Here is a 22980-nt window from a genome sequence, read left to right as displayed (position 1 = left end):
TGCGGCGTGCAGGGTGAGTTCGTACGGTTCGGCAAGCGTGACGTTCCCTATCGTGATCTGCCCATCCACGGCAAGCGGGTCACTCTCTGGGTGGTCCGCCGCCGATACACCTGCCGGGCCTGCAAGACAACATTCAGGCCCCAGCTACCGGAGATGGTGGACGGATTCCGTATGACACTGCGGCTGCATGAGTACGTGGAGAAGGAATCCTTCAACCACCCCTACACCTTTGTGGCGGCACAGACCGGCCTGGACGAGAAGACGGTGCGCGACATCTTCAACGCCCGCGCCGAGTTCCTGGGGCGCTGGCACCGCTTCGAGACGCCCCGCATCCTGGGCATTGACGAGCTATACCTGAACAAGCGCTACCGCTGCATTCTGACCAACATTGAGGAGCGAACCCTGCTCGACCTGCTGGCCACCCGCCGCCAGGACGTGGTGACCAACTACCTGATGAAGCTGAAAGACCGGCAGAAGGTCGAGATCGTCAGCATGGACATGTGGAACCCCTACCGGGCAGCGGTCAAGGCTGTGCTGCCCCAGGCCCGTATCGTGGTCGATAAGTTCCATGTGGTGCGCATGGCCAACGATGCCCTAGAGAGAGTGCGCAAGGGCCTCAGAAAGGAGCTGAAACCGTCCCAGAGCCGGACTCTCAAGGGAGACCGGAAAATCCTGCTGAAACGCGCTCACGAAGTCTCAGACCGGGAGCGCCTCATCATGGAGACCTGGACAGGCGCGTTCCCGCAACTGCTGGCCGCCTACGAGCACAAGGAGCGCTTCTACGGCATCTGGGACGCCACCACACGGCTCCAGGCAGAAGCCGCCCTGGACGAGTGGATAGCCACCATCCCGAAGGGCCAAAAGGAAGTCTGGAGCGATCTGGTCAGGGCAGTGGGAAACTGGCGCGAAGAGACCATGACCTACTTCGAGACGGACATGCCCGTCACCAACGCTTACACGGAGTCCATCAACCGACTGGCCAAGGACAAGAACCGTGAAGGGCGCGGTTACTCCTTCGAGGTGATGCGGGCACGAATGCTCTACACCACGAAGCACAAGAAGAAGGCACCGACTGCGAAGGTCTCTCCTTTCTACAAGAAAACCATCGGTTACGGACTGCCGGACTTCGCAGAGGAACTCAACTACGGAGTCGATCTATCAACCATCTGAGGGTGGTATCAGATTGATGGGGTGAAGGTGCCCCATCAACCATTAAATCCGTATACCCCAATTTCAGTAACTGCTTGGAGCAGTCGCTTTAGTTGGATTTTATAAACTACAAAAGCTCTCCTTCCCTCCTCACTAATTTGACTTTTTTCTGTTTCAAGGCTAGGCACCCGAATACTTCTAATGTTTTCATTATGATAGTCAAGCATTTTAAAAAATCGATCGCGAGCACCATTTTTTGATATCTCTAGGTGCTGGGAGACTATTGTGTAAATCAATAGGATAACGCTAAATATTGCAAAGATCGTCCCAATGAAACCACCAAAAAAGTCGCCAAATTTCGCCGCCAATTCTGAATCAATCTGAAGACTTGTATTAAAATATGTGTCGTTAAATAAAATGAATGCGGCTACTGTCAGTGATGCCACTCCAAGAGATACGCAGCATATTTTTATTGCTCTAATTGTCCAGTCCATATCACTCTCAAGATTTTAGTCTATAGTTAGGCGACTCATGTAAAGCATTAATTTTCCAATTTTGTCCGCAGGACGTTACTTGGCCACGCGTAATACTTTAACCTGTTCAGTCGAGCGCTGGAAGCGGGCATAGTGAGGGTGTAAAATCGCCAAGACCTGTCCCTAGGTTATGAAGTTTTTGGTAGCGTGTATATGGTCGGTATTGAGTTAGTCTACTCCTTTGCGAATGACTGTTTTTGGCCGTGAGCTGCCCCCACGAAGGCAGCTATGGGTCGGTAGTTGCCTGTTGTAGGGAGGCAGGCGCCAGCCACGCCGAAGCGAGGATAACGCCGCTTTGGTTATCGTGGCTGGCGATTGCTGGCCCTACATGAGTGATGTCACAATGCCTTGCCACGACTTGCACGCTCAACCACGAGCGCGATTCACGGACTCTCACGATGCCCAGCCTCTGTTGCTGTTCTAACGCGCTCGACCGGCCGGAGAGAATTCTGTTGGTTCGGCTGCGTCGACTGCTGTGTTTTGTGTTGCTCTCGGCTCAGGCTGCGTGGGCGAGCCCTGTCACTCAACAGAATAGTGCTGTGCAGGTGATTGATGTACAGCTACGTTGGAAACATCAGTTCCAGTTCGCGGGCTACTACGCCGCCATAGCCCAGGGCTATTACCGCGAAGAAGGGCTGGACGTGCGCTTGCACGAAGGTGGCCCCAATGTCACACCGGTCGAAGAAGTGCTCTCTGGGCGTGCCCAATATGGCGAAGCCAATAGTGAATTGCTCTACGCACGCCTGCATGGAAAGCCCTTGGTAGCGCTGGCGGTGATTTTTCAGCACTCACCTTCCGTGCTCGTGGCTCGTACAGACCAAGGTGTTCGCACTGCGCACGACCTGATCGGCAAGCCGTTGATGCTGATGGATGCACAGACAGATGCCGATTTTCTGGCGATGTTCCGGAGCGAAGGTATATCCCTCGAAAAACTACAACTGCTCCCCAGCAGTTTTCAAATTGAGGATCTGGCCAGCGGTAAAGTGACGGCGTTCAACTCGTACCTGACCAACGAACCCTTCTACCTGCAACAGCGGGACGTGGAATACAACATCATCTCGCCCGTCACCTACGGGATCGACTTCTACAGCGACATCCTGTTCACCAGCCAGGCCGAGATTGACGAGCATCCACAGCGTGTCGAGGCCTTCCGCCGCGCCACCCTGCGCGGCTGGCGCTACGCGATGGATAACCCCGAGCAAATCATAGACCTGCTGCTCAATCAGTATTTGGTGGAGAAAAGTCGCGCGCACTTGCAATTCGAAGCTCAGGCCATGCGTCCGCTGGTGGTATCTGACCTGATCGAGATCGGTCATATGAACCCAGGGCGCTGGCAACGTATGGCTGAAACTTTCCTCGAACTGGGCATGGTCGACAATATCGCCGGATTGGAAAACTTCATTTACGATCCCAACCCGCCGCAACTCGTCGAGCGACTGCGCAGGACCATTGTTCTGATCAGCATCGGCTCTGTGCTTGTCCTGATGTTCGCTCTGGTTCTGTTGAATGCCCAGCGCCATCTACGCAACGAGATCAAGTTGCGCAAACTCGCCGAAGAGGAAGTACACAAGCTGGCTTTCTATGACAGCCTGACTGGCTTACCAAATCGCAATAGTTTTATTCCCTTCGCTAGTCAGAGGCTGCTCGACGCAAAGAGTCGTGGAGAGCATCTGGCCTTGTGCTATATCGACTTGAACCACTTCAAGCAGATCAATGATCGTTATGGCCACCAGGCGGGCGATGCCATGCTGATCCACGCAGCCTCGGCGATCAAATCCAATATTTGCGAGTTTGAACTAGCTGCGCGCATGGGCGGTGATGAATTTGTCGTGCTGCTCGACGGCGCGCATCACCGAAGCGATATCCAGCGCGTCACCGGTGAAATCTGCGAAGCCGTCGCCTTGTGCATTCCATGGGGAAACAGCCAAATCAAGGTTAGCGCCAGCCTAGGGGTGGCGTGGTATCCGGAAGATGGTGAAGACCTCGACGATTTGATTTTAAAGGCTGACACCGCCATGTTCCAAAGCAAAGCCAGTATCGCTGCGCAGGCTTGAAGCTGCTGCGTGGTGCCCCTGCGAAGAGACTTGATGGTTAGAAATCAGTGTGCCACGGCGGTGTGCGTCGCCCTTCGCATGAGGCTTCTATTCAGCGCCGTTGACTGACCCGGATTGTGAACGCTGAATGGCCACTTCTGGCCGATAGTGGCCGAAAGCTGGCGGTAGCGACAGGATGCTATCCACCTGTGAAGCGGACACAAAACTCCTCTGAGACCGTGTCATGGCGTCCCGTTTCTTCCGTACAGGCGGTAGCCTGGTCGACGACTCAAGCGTTCGTAATAGTCGCTCACGGCAGGAAAGTCCGGATGAGCAAGCGGTGTTTCAAACCACCGATTAACTGACAGGCCGATCGGTATGTCTGCGAGAGAAAACTCATCGCCGCTGACGTAGGCCCCGGTTGAATCGAGCTGTCGATTGAGGATCTCCATGTACCTCGACCAGTTGTTGCACGCGGCCGCCAACGCGCTGCTGTCCTGATGCTCAGGCGAATGCCTGACCAGCGACATGAAGGCATAACTCCACGACTTGTTGAGATCTGACGCTTGCCAATCGATCCATTGATCCACCCGCGCCTTGGCTCTCGCCTCAGTCGGGTAAAGGTGAACGCCGTTGTAGCGCGACGCCAGGTAGCGAATGATCGAGTTTGACTCCCAAAGAATGAAGTCGTCGTCCTCGATGACCGGCACCATGGCATTGGGATTCAGCGCCAGGAATTCAGGTGTGTGCGTCGATCTGAAGCCAGAACCCCAATCCACCCGCTCAAAGGGAATTTCAATCTCGGCGCAGGCCCAGAGCACCTTTCGTACATTGATCGACGATGCCTTACCCAATATGCGCAACATTCCATGTCCTTATCGTTCGGGGTACTTGGTCTGAACTACTGACTCTATTGCCTAATGGAACGGGTTGTCCAGACTCTGCTGTTGGCCGGTTAGCGACCCTGGTTAGCCATTCTTGTTCTTCCACACGTGGAGGACATGTCATGAAAATCATCGCTACCGGCAGCCGTCAGCCTTGGAACAAAGGAAAATTGGTCGGGCAGAAACCCCCGCTGCGACTGAGAGACATCTGGGCCATCCGAGTAAGGCTTCAAATTGCAGAAAGAACTCGGGATCTGGCTCTCTTCGATCTGGCCATCGACAGCAAGCTTCGAGCTTGCGATTTAACAAAGCTCCGGGTGCGCGACGTTACCCACGGCGAGCACGTATTATCACGAGCGATGGTGATGCAGCAGAAAACGCAGCGGCCAGTGCAATTCGAGATTACTGAACAAACACGGTCTGCTGTCGCAGCCTGGATACGTCAGGCCAAGCTACGCAGCGAGGACTGCTTGTTCCCTAGCCGACTGCATACCTCTGACCACCTATCCACTCGGCAATACGCTCGTATAGTCAAAGGCTGGGTGAAAGCCATTTTCACACAGCCTGGGGCGAAAGCAGACGGTCGCGACTGTGCTCTACCGACCATAGCCGCCGTTGGCCGAGATCGGCTGACGACCAGAAGCGGCCACTGATTCTACTCGTCGAGTCATGTCGTAGAAATGTTTGGCCGTGGGATTTGCACACTCTCTTCAAAATTTCCAGAAATGCTAGCTATGGGGCAAATACCGCTTTAGTCTTTCAAGCTCGTCCTCTGAAATTGAACCGCGGTGCTTTTCTGTGAGCCGTTGGATATCTTTGTAAAATTTCCTACGCTCGGCAATTACCTCAGGCGTCCCCTGCAAATGAGGATCTGAAAACGCAGCTGCCGGATCTATAATGTAAGACTCGCATTCCTTAAATCGCCTGATAGCAGGAATAATCCAAGCAGCTGGATAAAAATGCACATACCCATTTCCAGCCTTTTGAATCAGTCCAACCCATTCGGTTTGATTCGTTTTTGGCTGAAGGTTTGTGACAATGCCACCACTCATACCGTTTAACTCATCGTGTGTTGAATTTTTATTCAGCTTCACGACTGGGAACCCGTTTTCGAATACGCATTTCCCTGGCAAGATATCTTTGGAGAGATTTACTGTATGTACAAACGGAGCATCATTTTCGTAGTGATAATTAATGTCATTTCTCTGGGCAGGGAATCCAGAAACGATGAGATACATACCTTCAAAAATTGATTTCAATGGCAACCCCTGCGGAGAGTGGGGCGCGTCTAGATCAATAAAGCGATCTGGGTAAAGAAACAAATCCCCTAGCTCGATCAGTACAATGTCGTCGTTATCGATGGTTGGTGAATTGTTAGTTATTAGTTGCCCGATTTTCCAACCCCGTATAGGGAATGAAAACTCTTCTATTGATGAACTGAATTTTTTACTGAATACATGGGAAAAGAAAGGGGACTCATTTTGAAAGATTTGGTCCGGTACATGCTCACTGATTACATGTTGAGCAGTGAGGATAAAAAATTTTTCCTCAAATTTTATTAAAATTCCGGTGCCACCCCAGCCCCACACTGTGTCTGCGTAATAAAATCCTCTTTCAGCAATAGTGCTATCGCTGTGAGTAAAAAGAAGCCGCCTCGGTGATTGGATAAGGCTTCCTTGAGTCATCCGCTCATACGCGCGGCTAACTTTTTTCTTGCTGATTTTTGCCATAGGTAATGCCACAAGCCTGAATTTAACGAAAGTGCACTTTGGCGCTTATTTTCCTTTTGGCGCAGGCATTGTACCTTGCGACGGATCACGGCCTTAAAGATGGCCCGTGTTGATTTACTCCCATTATTTCATAGCTCGCGATCATTCAGAGTATTCACTAAATTAACATCAATGTCGTCTTTTGTCTGCGCTATCAGAAAATTAAGCATCTGCTCTCCGGCGTAGAGATGGAGGGAAACTACACTTTTTGTCCAGCACAAAAGCTGTGACTCTAAGTCGGTCCCTTCCGAAGTGAAATATTCGCGGCCAAGGTAGCGCATCGGCTGACCCTGTGTATTGCAATCGCGCCAGGGTACGAAGCAGTAGTGCAGCGGTAAGTCATTTATCTCTCCTGTCTGACAGCCAACATAAATTTTTTCAAGCTCCAGGGCAGCAGTACTGTGGACTAGATCGTGGCGGAATTGAATTAATGACAATGCGCCTGGCAAACATTTCCATTTTTCAAGAATTCCATCAATAAGGACTTGCGGAAGCGTATTACCTTTTAGTTTGAATAGATCAGAAAAATGTTTTCCTTGATTTGATCTGAATTTTTCTATCGGACGAGGGCTGTTATTTAGGCAGTGTATGAGTTTGCTCAGAATGTCAAGGGATGTGCATAGTGAGATTACACACATTGTAGCGAGGCTTGCCGCGTGATATGACTTTGGTCCCGAATGAACTATTTCTCGCACCTTCATATGCTCACGACTCCAGCTTTCTTCAGCGATGGTTTTTCTCTGAGTTGTCAGGAAGTCTAAAAGCGAACGCGTCGAACGATGCAGAAGTGACATTAGGTCACTACACATACGCTGAATTTGTGTATGTGAAAGCCTAATGGCTATACAGTTTTGTGTGTACGGAGTTAGGAGGTTCTTTGCAGTAGTGGAGATTTTTTTGTCTATGTACTCAAGAGAGTCCTTGCTTCCGCTGCCAAAGCCTGACTCGAAATAAGCAATAGGGAGCATAGCTGAAAACTTGTCATAGGTCGCTACAAGGTTTCTACCTACCTGCCAGTATCTGTAGTGATCTGAAATTCCGGCAACATAATATTTCTCTAGCTGAAACCAATTAACGAATTTTGGCGAAGCCATTGAGTTTAAATCGTCTTCACTGCATATAATGCTCACGCGCGCTATGGAGTTTACAATTTTTGATACCTCAGCTATATCTACGGCAAAGAAAGGCATGGTGCATACACCGAATACGTCCTCCAAGACATATCGACCTTCTCCTAAAGCACGGGCAAACAATCCTTTGGTTGTGAGATACCGCATCGCTAATATTCTCAAATAACTTGACGTCTCTAGTTTACCCCGTTCGATGCGTGTTGTGCATCAGCGCGTCTTGGCGTAAGTCGCATCCCAACTGGCTTCCCAAATGAGCCGGATATGTAGAAGCGTCAAGACCAGCGTGATGATTTCATGCACCCTGCAAATCTGTTTCGCTGACCTACACAAACTCCCCACAACAGATGTGCGTGCGACAAGCCTTCCCTATCTCACTCCTTCCTTCAACACCAGGCCTGTTAGACAGAAGGGGCCAGGGTTCCAAGAAAAGACAGCAAGGGGGGAGGGGCCTGAGCTAGAGTTGAGTTAATGTGTCTGCTGTGGGTCGAGAGCGGCCGGTCGTGGGCGTCTGCTATCGACCCAGGCTGTGTGAAAACGCCTGCGATTGTCTAACCTTCTGATCGTCGAGGTCGTGGTGGGGACGGTCATGAAGCGATTCATCGAAGGGGAGTCTCGGACGCAAGTCACGTTGCTGCCGGAGTGCCTGGACGATTACATCACCGAAGAAAATCCAGTTCGGGTGGTCGACGTTTTCGTCGATGAACTCGACCTGGGATCACTCGGCTTCGAGGGTGTCGATCCGGCTGCAACGGGTCGTCCGGCCTACCATCCAGCAGTCCTGCTGAAAATCTACATCTATGGCTATCTCAATCGGATTCAGTCCAGCCGCCGGCTTGAGCGTGAGGCCGAGCGCAATGTCGAGCTGATGTGGCTGACGGGGCGATTGGCGCCTTACTTCAAAACAATTGCCGACTTCCGTACAATGGTAAAGCCATTCGCAGCGTCTGCCGGCAGTTCGTTGTGCTTTGCAGCAACCTTAATCTCTTCTCTCAATCGATCAGCGCCATCGACGGCAGCAAATTCAAAGCCGTGAATAACCGCGACCGCAATTTCACTCAAGGCAAAGTGAAGGCGCGCATGCAGCAGATCGAGCAGAGCATCGACCGCTATCTAGCGGCAATGGATTCAGCGGATCGGGCAGCGCCGGAAGTGGCTGAGGCCAAGACTGAGCGGTTGAAAGACAAAGTCGAAAAGCTGAAACAGCAGATGCAAAAACTCAAGGACATCGAGGCGCAGCTTAAAGCCAGTCTCGATCAGCAAATCTCGCTTACCGATCCAGATGCCCGTTCGATGGCCACAAGCGGCCGAGGCTCCGGCACAGTTGGGTACAACGTACAAACAGCAGTCGACGACAAACGCCATCTGATCATTGCCCATGAGGTGACCAACGTTGGTAATGATCGCGGGCAACTGAGCAATATGGCTAACCAGGCACGTGAAGAAATCGGTGCTGAGGCGCTGACGGTGGTTGCTGATCGAGGCTATTACAAAGGCCCGGAAATCCTTGCTTGCGAGCAAGCTGGCATCACCACCTTTGTACCGAAACCACTGACATCGAGCAGCAAAGCGGATGGCCGATTCGGCAAGCAGGACTTCATCTACATGGCTGTTTCGGACGAATATCGATGCCCCGCGGGCCAGTTGCTGACGCGCCGGCATTCCTCGGTGGAAGACGGCATGTTACTGAACTGCTATTGGTTTTCAGGATGCCAGAACTGCTCCATGCAGAAGCAGTGTACGACCGGTAAAGAGCGGCGATTAAAGCGCTGGGACTGCTTGGCTAAGGCAACCATGACTAATGTGCTCCTTGAGCGCGAGAATATCTGATTTTGGATTAGAAGGATTACGACTTGTTTCGATTTGGTAAGCTGCCGATAAGTGGAATGCATATAGCAATTATTGCTGTCTTCCTTTGTTTACATGCAGGTTTTGTCGCCTGGTTCGTATGGCCGGAAACTTCAATCAGTAGAGCGAGGGTGTGTGAGGTAGGTGGTTGCGCTGATGAGGTTTTTTTGGTTCATGGAAAGGTAAATGAACTAGGTGCGCGGCGGGTAAAAAAAGAACTAGAGGAATTGATTGCTGCGCATCCTGAAATTCAAAAAGTATGTGTGTCGTCGAGAGGGGGCGTAAGCGACAGTGCGATGGAAATCGCCGACGCCATTTTTTCTCACAGTTTGGAAACTTGCTTGGCACTCAAGTATCGGTTGGAGGGCGCTGCTGGAAATTACATTGAAGGGGAGTGTCAGTCAGCATGCATTTGGATGATTTTAGCAGGTAAAGACAGGATTTTGTACGACGATCGTCTTTGGCTTGGATTTCATGCGGCTAGATATCGAATCGGCGGTATAGCTGTTGCAGATCTCCCAATGTATATAAGCAGGTTGACTCGCTACGTTAGTGCGCGCAAGGGGGGATATGAGGATATAGAGCCCTTAACTAGTCTCACATGGTGGGCTTTCCAGCAGGGAGCAAATGTGGAAACCACAAATTGCACCGCTCGGGAAGTACAAAACCTATATCCGTATTTCACCACGGTTCGCTTGGTCAGTAATGCGCCTTATGAGCGTTGTGGCATTGTGCCGCCAGAAAAGGTAGAAAGGACTCTCTAGAGTATATCTGTTCTTATAGCTTCTTATTGACGCGTACGGTCCCTGCTAGATCCTTTTTGATGCTACTTGCTAATTCAATATCAATTTTTAGATCAGAAGAGGCGCAAATGCGCCCCTTTTGTATTCTGCAAGGCTCAGTACACGCCGCCACCAGCGCTGCTGGTCACAGTGCTTTCCTTGAACTTGCCAGCGAGGGCGTGTAGGCCTCGCATTAGCACTGTCCTGTCTACACCTCTACTGCCACGAAGATAGCCCCCAGCTCAATCTAACGACGAGCCAGTTTTTGGTCGGTGGTGAGGATTCCCGGCTTTGCGTGCCTTGCCAATCCTGATAATAGAATCTTCAATGATTGCCTGGACTTCTGGGTGGAGCTACAAGGATTTACTGCCTTACTTCAAGCGTGCTGAGAATAACAGTCGGCTTGCTGGCCCATTTCACGGGACGGACGGGCCAGTGCGCGTCTTCGACGGTTTACACCGCCACCAACCGAGCGATGCGTTCATCGTCGCTGCTCAGCAGGCTTCTGGCGCACCAGGACTTGGCGTGTACGAGGAGAACCACTCCAACACCGAATCACGCAACGGCTTCAAACTCAGCGGTAGCGGCACAAAGGGTGCCATGCTACCTGTGGAGATCGAACGGCAGCCGCGACTCGGTGGCCTACCGGGTGAATATCGCGCAGGGTATAACTACAGCAGTACTGACTCCAAGGATGAAGGTTCGACCGAACTCACAGCTCGTACGCCATCCAGGTAGTTAAGGCTGTGGATGATGCTAGGGGGGAAGGTGCAAGCCTCCTCCTGATCTCTCGCACGCGATGACGCGGCTCTCGACTGGCCTCCAGTTGCTCATATTCCCGTATTCAACGTACAGAGCCTTGGCGAATGATTGGTAAATCAAATCGAATGTTAGGGCGCCAGTGTCATCCGACGTTGATTTCATTGCACAGGTTGGCCTAGGTCGAGGCATGGGTTGGGGCACTCTCAAACGAGTGCAGCGAGCTAGCAAAACGTCTACTATGCAACTTTATCATCCAGCATAAGGAATATTTTTTATGTCTCGACTTGCAGAGTTTCGGGAACTTGAGCGCAATTTGGCTGCGCAGCTCGCCGAGCTGGAAAATCTGAAGAATGACGCTGGCTTGAAAGAAGAAATCGAATTCGAAAAAAAGCTTCGCTCGCTGTTGGAGACCTACGGGTTTAGCTTGCGGGACGTGATTAATATCCTCGATCCCAAGTCCGCCCGTCGAGCCTCTGGAGCGCCTGCTCCGAAGCTTCAGCGGAAAGTTCGGGAAGTCAAAATTTACAAAAATCCTCACAATGGTGAAGTGATTGAGACGAAGGGCGGCAATCATCGTCTTCTGAAGCAGTGGAAGCAGGAGCATGGTTCGGATACCGTGGAATCTTGGCTCACGCGCTGATACGTATCATGCTGAAGGGATTTTGAAGGAAGAGGGGCTCATACGAGCTTTCGGAGCACCAGCCCCCTGGGTAATTTCCGTGGAACGGGTAAATAGATTCATAGTCTGCATCTACGGTCCCTTCACCACGCCTGGGTGACTTGAACACAGCCGTAATCATCTATGAATGCGGGGGCTTGCACGCTCGTGGTCCGCAGTCTCTGATCGATAGGCTGAGGAGCGCAGGTCTAGGCGGGCTGGGCTCTGAGGGCACATCCGAGTCAGTTTTTCCTAATGTCGACGATGTTCGAGTTTTCCATTTGCGCTTTCAGTTTTCGGTTTTCGAGGACAAGCATTTCATTCAGTGAGGCCAGTTTCGCGACCTGAAGGCGAAGTTCTTTGATCTCTTCTCGGTAATCCGCGCTTTTTTTCCGCTCTTCCTTCAGCTGATCGTGTTTCACGTCACGCTGCATACGGCTAGATCTACCCTGGCGCAGACGGATGTCTTCGGCAGCTTTTGGATAATGGTTGTGAATGAGGGCTGGCGAAATTCCAAGCTCGCGAGCTACGGCCGAGATGCTGACCTTAGTTTCACCAATCTTGGATCGGCCCTTCTCGATGGCGGCCGCAGCCAGCAAGATTTCTTTTTCTCGGTCTTGATGCGGCTTACGTGGCTTGTCCAAGGTTAGTCTCCACATTGATACCAAGATCACCAAGCACTGCGGCGTAACGCTTGAGATCCCTGTTGACGCGTATGATACCTGGCTCGCCAATGTCCTTACAGTCGAGAAGATTCTGTAGGTTGCCATAGAGTGCTTGATAGATGGGCGCGTGCTCCTTGCCAATAACCGCGTTGGTACAGTCACCGCAGCGGCTCCGTTCCACGGTATTTCCAACGCACCCGGTGTCATCGGCTGTACACCATGAATGGCCATTGCTTCGGATCGCAGTGCTCTCAGCAATCGATTTGATCATCGTCGCGTGATCCGGAAAAATTGCCAGATTCAGGGGATCGCGTTGCCAGCCTTTCAGGCTTCGACCGTACCCGCCTCCGAGATTTTTCTCGTCGATCCACTGCGAAACCACTCCCTCTTTAATCAATTGCTCCTCACTCTCTACCTCGAAAAGCAAGTCAAGGTCAAAGTGTTGACCCCAAGTATCATCCATCGCGTATAGCAGAGTCATGTCCATGGACCAGTGCTTGAAATGTTCTTTCAAATAGCGGAGGTCGCCAAATTTGCTGTGGGCAGCATAGTTTGCAAATTTTCGACGAAACTGGTGCGTTGTTATTTCCCAGTTCAATCCCGCACTATCAACAAACTCTTGAAGGCGAACATTCCACCCTGAGTTGCCGAGGGAACGGCATCCTTCAACACCTCCAGATTTGTTGGTTGCAAGAAACAACGCTTTAGCATGCTTCGCGGCACGTGCTATTTCCGGATCGCGAGGATTGGCTTTGCGTCGTGCTGCAATCTCTATTGCAATCTTCTTTTGATAGGGCTCCGCCCACCGCTCCATTATTCGAATCGCTCGGACGGCAACGGGTGGTACCATCCAGTCGGAAGGTCCAGCATAGGTTTTTTCCGACACGGCTCTCATCCAATGATATATTTCGCCATCATCATCTTCGGTTTTATGATGAGATCCGTTCTGTAGATTAGCTAGCTCATGATTGCGACATCCTGATGTCGCAGCGATAATGATGTAGCAAGAAGTTCGAAGGTCAGTTAGTTCTTTTCTTAGATCAAAAGGTTTGTGGGGGTAACCTAATTTCAAAAGCGTTTTGTTTTTTAGGGTTCGTTGTTTTCCCTCAGTGATTGGCAATTTATTTATCTTCTCCATTTCGTCTCTCAGGTTGAGCAAGTAATCAGCCTTCTCTACCTGATCATGTGCTTTTTTGAACATTGCACAGAAAATGTCGTCTGGGATCAGTGGTGTTAAGCTCTGGTGTTTGTGAGGGGCGTTTGCCCCAGTTCTATTCGCAAGAATCACAGCTGAAGAGTCTGGCCAAGGATGTTCGATCAAGGGCGTTTTGGTATACTGGCTCAACTCATAAAGCGCCTCAACTCCTACGAAGCGTTGTACAAGGGCCGATTTGCCGAGTGGTTTTTTTGTAATGTCGCTGATCAAGCTTCTGCTTTCATGCACGAAGTTGCTGAATATGGGTTGTTGAAGTTTTTGAATGTCAGGTAGTCCTAGTCTTTCCAAATATTTAATGAAAGGATTCAGGGATACTACAAATCGATGGGCTGAACTTTCTTGAGCTTTGCGTCGGCTGTCACGGCCGCGAGTTAAATAGCAGAAGGCAACTTCTTTTATTGTTTGTCGGTAAACTTCAGGGTAGATTTCAAACTGAATCGAGGATGGATATTTTCCTGTGTTGGTTGGGGTGTTGTTAAAGTGCCAGGTGTCGTCGCCGAAACGACTTAAAATAACAAACTCGCCGTCAATCACTACGGCAGACACTATTAGACGGTTCTGGTAGTCAATCGAGGTTTTGCTGAAGTCCACTGGTTTGGGGAAAAATGGCTCGGAAGGGGGTGCAATAGATTCCATTACGCAATTACCTCTAGGGTGGGGATTGTATCGGCGCTCCAAAATGGATGAGGGTTTTTGTGAGCAAGAGCTTTAGCGTCATCAACCTGTTGCTGCTTGAAAATACCCCGGCGGAGGCCTTCCGCGATTACATAAATATCAATAAGCCTGGGTATGTGGGAGAGTTCCTTTTCCCAGCGGTGTTTCGAGATTATATTGCGCTCACTGTATATCCGAAAGTAAAAGCTGAAAAGCTTATAGAGATCTTCAGCAGTAATCACAAAGTGCCTACATCTTAAACAATTAAGAAAGCTAGTGCAGAGCCCTTGCTTCTCGTTCGGGTCCGGGGTGTTGCTGCCATTGGAGCACTTCGCAACGGGAGTTTGGTGATAGGTGGCTCCAATTGTTTTTGTCAGCAATTCGCTCACCAGAATTTCCCCCATAAATCGCCATTTCTTTTTGCTTTCCAGTGATGCTGCCAAATAGTTAGTATCTGTTACCCTGGCGGTATTGCCTAATGCACTTGCGACCCCATAAATATCACCGTCTAGAATTTCATAAACCCGGTTCGCAAATGTCTTTCTGAAACGGCTGATATTCAGTCTGAGGGGGTCCCCATTTGCGTCGGTTAGTCCATGCGTTGACACTAGCTTTGTGGTTGCCGAGCTTATTGCTCGGGGGGACAGCCGCTTGACAGTGCCCACGGTTTGATATTCTTGGCTATGATACAACCAAATGCAGTCATCGAATTCTGGATGCTGATTGCGAAGTAAGGCGGTTCTGAAAATGACTTGCCGTATTAAACGCTCGACACTGAACCTAATTGAAGTCGTTGACTCCGTTCCTCCTTCGCCATCGTTGTTGCTTTGTAGTATTATTTTGCTCGTATTGTGTCCGCGGTTCTTCCAGAGAGATAGGAAATATGTATTATCTTTAGGGTGCGGCCTGAGGCAGTCGGATGTCATCTCACGTAGCGGTGTCGTGTTTCGTCCCGTGTGAAACGCAACTACCAACAAACAATAGCTAATCAGATCGCTTGTGAGTGGTTGGTGAAGATCCCAAATCGGAAGAATTGCTGCTCGCAGTGCCTTAATGGCTGCTTTTTTTTCTTTGTTGGTGAGTGGTGTCTCGCCCTGCTGAAGTTTGTTGCTATTCGGGAAGGGATTCGTTGGAAAGGTCTTGTCTTTCCCATGAGTAACAACTTCTATGATGCCACGGCGCCCCAGCGGTACCAGTAAGCACTTAACATGAGCGTAGTGATTACGATGAGAGGTGATAGCCCCTCCGTGGCTTGATAGGTGGCGAATGAACTCATCGAGGAACTGGCGATTGATATCTTGTGGTGTGAGGATGCTATCTAGGGCATTAGCTCGTAGCGCCGCAAAATCAAGCATCCTCGTGATTGAGGTGTAGACTGAGCATACTGTATATACTTCCAGTTCCTTATCTTGTTTGGCAAAAAAACGAAGAATTTGAACGTGGCAGATATAGGTGATTGCATCAATTTTTCCGCCGTACCACTCCGCAAAGCTGAGGCTTGCCCGTTGGAAGGTGTTAGGTGGTATTTCCACAATCGGATTAGCAATGAGTTCCTGAATGCTTGGGTTCTTGAATTTGAGGCTACCGTCTATCTCAGGAATGGATATGTCGGTAGTGCTGAATTTCTTTTTTCTACCCATCAGCTGATCCTATTTCATTCAGTTCGTCGTCATACTGGAGTACAGCATTGTCGACGTAATCATTTGCAATGTGTAAGTAGATTCTGGTTGTTTCTATCGAGCTGTGGCCAAGTTGGCTGCTCAGATAGATTAGTGGGTCTAGGTCGAGTCGGGACCGCTGCAAAGAAATCAACGTGTGGGTGGCGTAAGAGTGTCGCAGCATGTGTGGGTGTACATCCAACCCTATTTTTTTTCCGATGTCACGCACAATTTTTTCTAACCCTTTTCCTTCATTGGCGTAAGGCTGGCCATTTTGGTTCAGAAACAGTCTTCCGCTGTCGCCAGCCCCTAGTGAGCATCTTTCGCCGCGATGCTGAGTAATGTACTGGTCAACTTGAAGTAGGAATTTTCGACTCACGTATACATCTCTAATTGTACCTCTTTTAGTTTTTATCCCAAACCCGTCAGATGGATCAAGGCGGAGGAAAATATTTCGAGTTTTTCCCCGGTCGCGCAATGCTTTTTTGATGTAATCAATAGGGATGGTGGCAAGCTCCATCCGGCGCAGACCCGTGCGCAGCGCAAAGCTTACGAGCATTCGGTGGTGTACGTTTTGAATGGAGCTAATGAATGCTTTGATCTGGTCTCTAGTTAAATATTTTGGGAGGGTTTTAAGCTTGCGGGGCATCGCATCGTTAGCTTTTACCTTGTTGCCGCGCGCGTCAACGTGAGCTAAGAACCCGCTTCCGGTCTTTGCGGATCTAACTTCGAAGTCGTGGGGGAGGTTTGAAATCCAGTTCCTTTTATACGCATATTCATAGAATTTACAGACGTAATGCATGCGGTGTCTGACTGTGTTTCTTCCGTGATTGTGCTCAGTGAAGCAATAATCGCGATACGCGCTTAGTAGTGTTTTGGACTCCTCTCTATCTACGTCCCACCAGTCTAGGTTGTGGGCCTGTAAAAATGAGAAGAAGTCGTAAAGAGCCTGGCCAGTTGCGTTCCATGAATCACCTGAGCTTATTTGTGCTCTTGTCAGGTGACTTCTGTAAAAGTCATTTACAGGGATGCAGCTCTCCATTGTGTCCCATAGGAGAATTGGCATCCCAGCTAGGGGACGGCCTGAGAGCTGATAATCCTCGGTTGCCCAGATCAGGTGCATGAGTAGGTCCTTTCAAGAGCAGATTTCGTGGGAGGTGGCTGGGGCTAGCCAGCTGAGTGGGGTGGGTATGAGGAGATGCTAGCACTTCACCTAACAGATGGTACGCCCCATAACATCATGTACACCTCAGGAACCACCGGTAAACCCAAAGGCATCGTTCGCGAGAATGGCGGTAATGCCGTTGCGCTGCACTATGCCATGCGCACCGTCTACGGCATGCAGCCAGGCGATGTCTGGTGGGGTATCTCCGACGTGGGCTGGGTGGTGGGGCACTCGTTGATCGTGTATGGGCCGCTGATGTGCGGCTGCACGAGCGTCTTCTACGAAGGCAAGCCCATCCGCACGCCGGATGCTTCTGCCTACTGGCGCGTAGTGGAGCAGTACAAGGTCAATGCGCTGTTCTGTGCGCCCACAGCCATGCGTGCCATCCGCAAGGAGGACCCTGACGCCGAACTGCTGCGCAAGCATGACCTGAGTTCACTGCGCCAGTTGTTCCTGGCAGGCGAAAAACTCGATTCCAGTACCCATCAATGGCTGGAACGGGTAAGCGGCAAGCCGGTGCATGATCACTGGTGGCAGACCGAGACCGGCTGGCCGGTGACTGCGCCCTGCGTGGGGCTCGAGGGGAGCGCGGCAAGAGCAGGGTCGAGCAATCGTGCGGTGCCTGGGTACCACGTGCAGGTGCTGGATGACGAAGGGCATCTGGCCGGCCCCAATCACCAGGGCGCAATCGTCATCGCCCTGCCGTTGCCGCCAGGCTGCAGCCAGACGTTGTGGGGCGATCACTCGCGCTATGTCCAGGCCTACTTGAGCACGTACCCTGGCTACTATCACACAGGTGACGGCGGGTATCTCGATGAAGACGGGTTCGTCTACATCATGGGTCGCACGGACGATGTGATCAACGTTTCCGGGCATCGTCTTTCTACAGGTGAGATGGAGGATCTAGTCGCGCGTCATGCTGCTGTCGCCGAGTGTGCAGTGATCGGCGTTCACGATGACATCAAAGGGCAGGTGCCATTGGCATTGGTGGTGCTCAAGGACGGCGCCGGCATCGTTGAATCGCAGCTGCTGGTCGATCTCGTGGCCAGCGTCCGCGAGGAGATTGGCGCCTTGGCCTGCTTCAATCAAGTCCGATTGGTCAAGCGTCTGCCCAAGACCCGATCTGGCAAGATTCTTCGCGCGGTGCTGCGCAAGATCGCCGATGGCCAAGCGTACACGCCGCCTTCTACAGTGGACGATCCGGCAGTGCTCCAAGAAATCGAAGCGGTGCTGTCAGGGCTTGCGCGGGCAAGCTGAGAAGGCAAATCCGACCCTGCTCAGCCTTCGGCGCCTGCGGGGCCCATTTGCTGTAGCTGGCCAAGGCGACTGCGGGTGCGCATCAGGTCTGGCAGCGATCCCTCGAGACTTTCCGCCAGCGGGCGCGAGCCAATGAGGGTCAGTTGCCGATCCTGGTCGTAGAGCACGTCCACCACGTTGACGAAACGCTGCTGGGCAGCAATCGAACACGCCTCCAAACCGTCCAGGCCCTCGATGATCCAGTGCGAATATCGCCGAGCCAATGCCAGATAATCGATCACGGCTGTGGGCTGCTCGCACAGGTCTTCGAAGGTGAACCTGATCTGGTCACCCTCAGCGCCCTGCACGCGTAGTGGGCGATTATTGACCATGAGGGTATCGCCGTGGCCCTTCGGCATGTGCAGGGACTGGCGCTGCGCACCGGTCCCGGGCCAGACATAACGGCCCTGCGTGAAACGTTGCAGCGCCCGGTTGACCGGCAGGCTGCGAAAATCCGTTTCACCGCCGACTTCCCTGATGACCATGCAATGGTTGATCAGGTCGATCACAGGCTGGAACCGCTGATGGTAAAGCGGATTGGGCAACAGCCCCTCAGGTGCGTAGTTGCTGGTGAGCACCAGCAACGTGCCCCGTGCGAACAGGGCCTCGAACAATCGAGTCAGTAGCATGGCATCACCAATGTCATGCACATGAAATTCGTCGAAGCACAGGATGTCGTTTTGTCCGATCAACTCGTCGAGCGTGATGCCAATGGCATTGCCCGTCGCTTGGTGGCGGTGCACGCCGTGATGCAGGCGGGCAAAGAAGTCGTGGAAGTGCCAGCGCAGTTTCGATGGGTTGGGCACCCATTGAAAAAAGCTGTCGAGTAACCAGCTTTTACCCCGACCGACCGGGCCATATAGGTACACGCCCGTCGCTTGCCCCGTCCTGTGCTGTTCGACCTGCTGGGACAGGCAGATGATGGCCTGACGTTGGCTCTCGCTAAGCGTGAAGCCGCATCGACGCGCCTTGTCATCGAAGGCGGCAGCCAAATCGTTGCTCGGCGCCACTGCACGATGACGAAGGCGCTTGCCAAGGTGGCGCAGCGGGGCAGGTAACCAGGCGGGCAATGGCTCGTTTCCTTGTAACAGACGGTAGCGAGGATCTTGCACCAGCCTGGGCTGTGTGACCAATCGAGAAAGTGACACCGACTGATCGCTTGCTGCGATAGGTCACAGCCTACGGGCAGCTCATGCTTTGAGTTGCAGCTGACTCTCGATCATGTATTTCACGGCCAACCGGCGCTCCTTGAGGCGACGAAGGTCGTCGTCCTCGAAATTGCCTGCCGAGATGGATTCGGCGGCCAGCACCTGGTTATCGATGTCGACGTATTCGTCGAGCAAACGGTCCAGGTCCTTATCGGTCTGGCGACGTTGCTGAACGATTTCGCGAGGGTAGTGCAGGTCTTGGTACAAATCGTGTGATACGGGCATGGCATCCTCCTTGGGGCATGACAGTGGCGATAACCATTGGAATGAAGGTTTGCGATTGCGTTGACGAGAAGGGGCAGGAATGCGACGAACGGTAGCGCTCAACCGCTGCTGAAGACTAACTCGCTGTTTTTTGGTAATTTTTTTATCAGAGGGCTTCCCAAACCCAAACATTGTTGATAAAGTGCCGCGCATTCCAAGACAACAACGCGTTGTCAGTTACTTGGAATCTTCAGAGCAGCTTCAGCTGCATCCGATACAGGGGCGTCGCCAAGCGGTAAGGCAGCAGGTTTTGATCCTGCCATGCGTTGGTTCGAATCCAGCCGCCCCTGCCATTTTTCTACATTTCTTTTTCAGTGCATGGGCTACCAGCGCTGAATTCGTCGTTTCTGCGATTCGGGATTTTTTGGCAAGTGGCTTTTGATCGAGAGGCGCATCTTGTAATGCACCTCCTCTCGGAAGCCGCGCTGGGCGAACCGTGGCGCAATGCTTCAGGTCGCTGTACCCAGCATCTCGTTCAGTGCCCTGGCGAGTTCGTCAGCTTGTACTGGCTTTTGAATGACCAGGCTATCGGGCAGGTCTAGCCCTTGAAGCTCCGCATAACCCGTAAGGAACACCACGCGCAGCTTGGGGTAGCGCTCTCTCGCCGCCATGGCCAGCTGAGCGCCATTGAACTCAGGCATGGCGAAGTCGGTGAGTAGCAAGTCGATATCATCGTCCAGCAGGGCCAGTGCCTGCTCCCCACTGTGTGCCTGGCGAACCTGGTACCCATATTGGCGCAGGACATCGCCCAGCATGTCGCGCACCAGATGGTCGTCATCCACCAGCAGCACGTTACGGTTGTAACCGCTTTCGGTAATGGTATGGGTCGATGGCAGCGGTTCCGGTTCGCTAGCGACCTGGTCCTTTACCGCAGGCAAATAGACGGCCACTTCGGTACCGTTACCCGGTGCGGTATCAATACGCACACCGCCGCCCGACTGCTTGGCAAACCCGAAGACCTGCGCCAGGCCCAGGCCAGAGCCCTTGCCGATGTCCTTGGTGGTGAAGAACGGTTCGAAGACCTTGGCCAGTACCTCTTCGCTCATGCCGCACCCCGTGTCGCGAATGCTCATCATGACGTACTCGCCAGGGTCCGGATCTTCCGGGCGGCGTGGCAAGTCGTCAATGCGCGTGTTGCGCGTGGACAAGGTCAATTGCCCACCCTCCGGCATGGCATCGCGGGCGTTGATCGCAAGGTTCAGGATGATCATCTCGGTCTGGGTCGGGTCTGTAAGCGCCTGCCAGAGCGATTTGTCCAGATCCAGGCGTACGGAGACATTGCCGCCCAGGGTGCGGCGTAGCAGTTCTTCGAGGCCATCAAGCGTGCGGTTCAGGTTCAGCGGCACAGGTTCGAGCCGTTGGCGCCTGGAAAATGCCAGCAATTGCGAGGTCAGCTTGGCTCCGCGTTCACCCGCTTCCCTGATATGGGTAAGCCGGGTTCGTGCCTTCTCGACATCGGCCTTCACCAGGTCGCGCTCCAGAAAGCTCGCCCCGGTCAGGATCACGGTAAGCAAGTTGTTGAAGTCGTGGGCCACGCCCGCGGTGAGCTGGCCCACCGCCTCCAGGCGCTGCATCTGTTGCAGGGCGGCCTCGATACGCTCACGCTCGCTGATTTGCTCACGCAGACGGGCGTTGGCTTCGGCCAAGCCCATTGCAGTTTCACGTTCGCTGGTAATGTCCCGCGCGACCACGTAGAGCAGGGTGTCTTCGGGTACCACGACCCATGACAGCCAGCGCTGCTGGCCGCCTGCGTGGAGAATCCGGCCAACGAATCGGGCGCTGGTGCGCCCATGGGCCAGCGACGCCAGCTCCGTCAGCAGCAGTTCCTGATCGGCCTCCGGCAACAGGTGCAGCAGCGAAGACTGGCTCAGGCGTTCCCGCGAAAGGCCCAGGCTGGCTTCCCAGGCCGGGTTTAGCGCCACCGGTGTCAAGTCGTGGTTGAGCACAGCCAGCAGGTCCTGGGAGAGCTCCCAGGCACGATCGCGCTCACGGGTACGTCGCTCGACGCGCTCGCCGAGCATTTCGTTGAGTTGGCGCAATGCCTGAGTGGCCACGCGCTGGGTGTGAACATCCTGAAGAACGCCTGAAAAACGCACGCACTTGCCGTCCACGAACTGGCTCTGGCCACTGCTCAGTACCCACCGTGGCTCTTGGCCATCGGGCGGCACGATGCGAAACTCCATGCGATAGTTGCCGCCACTTTCAGGAAGCATGGCCAAGTCGACAGCTTTGCGAACCATCTCGACGTCGTCTGGATAGATGCCAGCGTAGAACACCTCCAGGCTCATCTCGGTGTCCAGCGGCAGGCCGAACAACGCCTTGCAGCGTTCATCCCACGCCAGCAGGCCCTCCTGAGGCCTCAAGTCCCAGGTCCCCATGCCCGCAGCGGTGATAGCGATGCGCGCGCGTGCTTCAACCTCCGCCAAGGCCTCTTCGGCACGGCGTCTGCGCTGGCGCTCCTGCACCTCGGTGAGTGCACGGCGCACAGCCTTGGGCAACAGCGGCAGGTTTTTCTTGAGCACGTAATCGGTGGCGCCCAGGCGGATCATCTCTACCGCATGTTCCTCTCCATAGATACCGGAGAGGAAAATGAAGGGCACATCAGGGGCCAGGCGCTGGGCTATCGAAAGCACTTCGGTGCCGGATGAACCAGGCAGTACGCAATCACACAGAATCAGGTCATAGTGCCCTTCGCGAAGGGCATGCTCGACGCCGTTGTGATCGAAGACCAGGTGAGACTGGATGCGCAGCCCACTACGCTCGAGGCGCATCAGGGTGAGCTCGGCGTCCATCGAGCTGTCTTCGATCATCAGTAGGTTCAGCGGGGTAGACTGCATCGTGGTGCAGGCCTCAGTTGCCGCGACGGTTCAAGCGCAACGAGCCGGGTGGTGGCTCGTTGAGTACTGCCCAAAAGATGCCCAGGTCGGAAATGGCGGCAACGAACTCCTTGAACTCGACGGGTTTGACCACGTAGGCGTTGACGCCCAGTTCGTAAGCGCGCAGCAGGTCGGGCTCTTCGCGGGACGAAGTCAGCATCACGGTCGGAATACTGCGCAGATCCGGGGAGGCACGCAACGCCTTCAGTACTTCCAGGCCATCGACTTTCGGCAGCTTGAGGTCGAGCAAGATCACGGCAGGGTTGCCGTCGTCGCGGTCGGCGTAGGCCTCGCGGCGCAACAGGTAATCCAGGGCATCTGCGCCGTCACGCAGCACGATGACTTCATTGGCCAACTGGCTGCGTTCCAGGGCCAGGAGCGTCAGCTCCAGGTCTCGAGGGTTGTCCTCGACCAGCAGGATGGGTTTTAGCAT

At 52.9% G+C, this 22980-nt stretch carries 17 protein-coding genes, 1 tRNA gene and 4 pseudogenes; 9 read left to right on the top strand and 13 right to left on the bottom strand.

All coding sequences use genetic code 11. The features are described from left to right. The coding region (locus tag B2Y33_RS20075; RefSeq protein ID WP_139373573.1) for an ISL3-like element ISPpu12 family transposase at positions 1-1170 on the top strand (1170 nt) is incomplete at its 5' end. A 35-nt stretch (positions 1171-1205) separates the two neighbouring features. On the opposite strand, the gene B2Y33_RS20070 is transcribed toward B2Y33_RS20075, so the two are convergent. Beyond that, on the bottom strand, positions 1206-1643 hold the full coding sequence (locus B2Y33_RS20070) for a hypothetical protein (RefSeq protein ID WP_140400458.1): 438 nt from the start codon (positions 1641-1643) through the stop codon (positions 1206-1208). A 437-nt stretch (positions 1644-2080) separates the two neighbouring features. Here B2Y33_RS20070 and B2Y33_RS20065 point away from each other — a divergent pair, with 437 nt between their 5' ends. After that, positions 2081-3736, top strand: coding sequence for a GGDEF domain-containing protein (locus B2Y33_RS20065; RefSeq protein WP_241194880.1), 1656 nt, complete (start codon positions 2081-2083; stop codon positions 3734-3736). A 221-nt stretch (positions 3737-3957) separates the two neighbouring features. On the opposite strand, the gene B2Y33_RS20060 is transcribed toward B2Y33_RS20065, so the two are convergent. Then, entirely contained in the window at positions 3958-4581 is a 624-nt protein-coding gene (locus B2Y33_RS20060; RefSeq protein WP_087535176.1) for a glutathione S-transferase family protein, read from the bottom strand. 140 nt (positions 4582-4721) lie between these two features. Here B2Y33_RS20060 and B2Y33_RS20055 point away from each other — a divergent pair, with 140 nt between their 5' ends. After that, complete coding sequence (locus tag B2Y33_RS20055) at positions 4722-5252, top strand: tyrosine-type recombinase/integrase (RefSeq protein WP_087535175.1); 531 nt, start codon at positions 4722-4724, stop codon at positions 5250-5252. A 75-nt stretch (positions 5253-5327) separates the two neighbouring features. Here the strand turns inward: B2Y33_RS20055 and B2Y33_RS20050 are convergent, their stop codons facing one another. Both B2Y33_RS20050 and B2Y33_RS20045 read right to left on the bottom strand, forming a co-directional pair. After that, positions 5328-6329: a hypothetical protein gene (locus B2Y33_RS20050; RefSeq protein WP_206405306.1), complete on the bottom strand. Its 1002-nt coding sequence runs from the start codon at positions 6327-6329 to the stop codon at positions 5328-5330. A 128-nt stretch (positions 6330-6457) separates the two neighbouring features. Next, positions 6458-7558, bottom strand: coding sequence for a hypothetical protein (locus B2Y33_RS20045; RefSeq protein WP_206407385.1), 1101 nt, complete (start codon positions 7556-7558; stop codon positions 6458-6460). 526 nt (positions 7559-8084) lie between these two features. Here B2Y33_RS20045 and B2Y33_RS20040 point away from each other — a divergent pair. Both B2Y33_RS20040 and B2Y33_RS20035 read left to right on the top strand, forming a co-directional pair. After that, positions 8085-9271 (top strand): annotated as a pseudogene (locus tag B2Y33_RS20040) (IS1182 family transposase); the annotation flags it as partial. A gap of 77 nt (positions 9272-9348) precedes the next feature. Beyond that, entirely contained in the window at positions 9349-10107 is a 759-nt protein-coding gene (locus tag B2Y33_RS20035; protein WP_140400455.1) for a hypothetical protein, read from the top strand. A gap of 134 nt (positions 10108-10241) precedes the next feature. Here the strand turns inward: B2Y33_RS20035 and B2Y33_RS20030 are convergent. Next, positions 10242-10475, bottom strand: a pseudogene (locus tag B2Y33_RS20030) (2-keto-3-deoxy-L-rhamnonate aldolase); the annotation flags it as partial. A 169-nt stretch (positions 10476-10644) separates the two neighbouring features. Between B2Y33_RS20030 and B2Y33_RS23305 the strand changes: the two are divergent. Next, positions 10645-10821: pseudogene (locus B2Y33_RS23305) on the top strand (carbohydrate porin); the annotation flags it as partial. A gap of 340 nt (positions 10822-11161) precedes the next feature. Continuing rightward, a complete protein-coding gene (locus B2Y33_RS20020) occupies positions 11162-11527 on the top strand; it encodes a histone-like nucleoid-structuring protein, MvaT/MvaU family (protein ID WP_087535173.1) in 366 nt (121 codons plus the stop codon). Between the two features lie 260 nt (positions 11528-11787). Here B2Y33_RS20020 and B2Y33_RS20015 read toward each other — a convergent pair whose 3' ends face one another. Genes B2Y33_RS20015 through B2Y33_RS20000 form a run of 4 tightly spaced genes read right to left on the bottom strand, consistent with a single transcriptional unit; the run spans position 11788 to position 16861 of the window. Beyond that, a complete protein-coding gene (locus B2Y33_RS20015) occupies positions 11788-12189 on the bottom strand; it encodes a TetR family transcriptional regulator (protein WP_288633319.1) in 402 nt (133 codons plus the stop codon). Then, complete coding sequence (locus tag B2Y33_RS20010) at positions 12173-14062, bottom strand: integrase (RefSeq protein ID WP_140400454.1); 1890 nt, start codon at positions 14060-14062, stop codon at positions 12173-12175. The genes B2Y33_RS20015 and B2Y33_RS20010 overlap by 17 nt, the downstream gene beginning before the upstream one ends. Continuing rightward, the gene (locus B2Y33_RS20005; protein ID WP_087535169.1) at positions 14062-15720 is read right to left on the bottom strand and encodes a hypothetical protein; all 1659 of its coding nucleotides are present in this window, start codon (positions 15718-15720) and stop codon (positions 14062-14064) included. The genes B2Y33_RS20010 and B2Y33_RS20005 overlap by 1 nt, the downstream gene beginning before the upstream one ends. Further along, positions 15713-16861: a tyrosine-type recombinase/integrase gene (locus tag B2Y33_RS20000; RefSeq protein ID WP_206405304.1), complete on the bottom strand. Its 1149-nt coding sequence runs from the start codon at positions 16859-16861 to the stop codon at positions 15713-15715. The genes B2Y33_RS20005 and B2Y33_RS20000 overlap by 8 nt, the downstream gene beginning before the upstream one ends. A 105-nt stretch (positions 16862-16966) precedes the next feature. Between B2Y33_RS20000 and B2Y33_RS19995 the strand changes: the two are divergent. Next, positions 16967-18160, top strand: a pseudogene (locus B2Y33_RS19995) (AMP-binding protein); the annotation flags it as partial. A 20-nt stretch (positions 18161-18180) separates the two neighbouring features. Here B2Y33_RS19995 and zapE read toward each other — a convergent pair. Together zapE and B2Y33_RS19985 are read right to left on the bottom strand one after the other, a co-directional pair. Next, complete coding sequence (gene zapE / locus B2Y33_RS19990) at positions 18181-19269, bottom strand: cell division protein ZapE (protein WP_206405303.1); 1089 nt, start codon at positions 19267-19269, stop codon at positions 18181-18183. 120 nt (positions 19270-19389) lie between these two features. Next, positions 19390-19632 (bottom strand): hypothetical protein, encoded by a 243-nt coding sequence (locus B2Y33_RS19985; RefSeq protein ID WP_027914627.1) that lies wholly within the window; start codon positions 19630-19632, stop codon positions 19390-19392. 257 nt (positions 19633-19889) lie between these two features. On the opposite strand from B2Y33_RS19985, the gene B2Y33_RS19980 reads away from it, so the two are divergent. Then, positions 19890-19964, top strand: a tRNA-Gln gene (locus B2Y33_RS19980). 156 nt (positions 19965-20120) lie between these two features. Here the strand turns inward: B2Y33_RS19980 and B2Y33_RS19975 are convergent. Together B2Y33_RS19975 and B2Y33_RS19970 are read right to left on the bottom strand one after the other, a co-directional pair. Beyond that, the gene (locus B2Y33_RS19975) at positions 20121-22508 is read right to left on the bottom strand and encodes a hybrid sensor histidine kinase/response regulator (RefSeq protein WP_206405302.1); all 2388 of its coding nucleotides are present in this window, start codon (positions 22506-22508) and stop codon (positions 20121-20123) included. A gap of 13 nt (positions 22509-22521) precedes the next feature. Further along, positions 22522-22980: a response regulator gene (locus B2Y33_RS19970; RefSeq protein WP_206405301.1), complete on the bottom strand. Its 459-nt coding sequence runs from the start codon at positions 22978-22980 to the stop codon at positions 22522-22524.

The sequence above is a fragment of the Pseudomonas sp. UBA5666 genome, from assembly GCF_002420785.1.
Lineage (GTDB): Bacteria > Pseudomonadota > Gammaproteobacteria > Pseudomonadales > Pseudomonadaceae > Aquipseudomonas > Aquipseudomonas fulva.
This window is presented reverse-complemented; position numbering and strand designations above follow the sequence as displayed.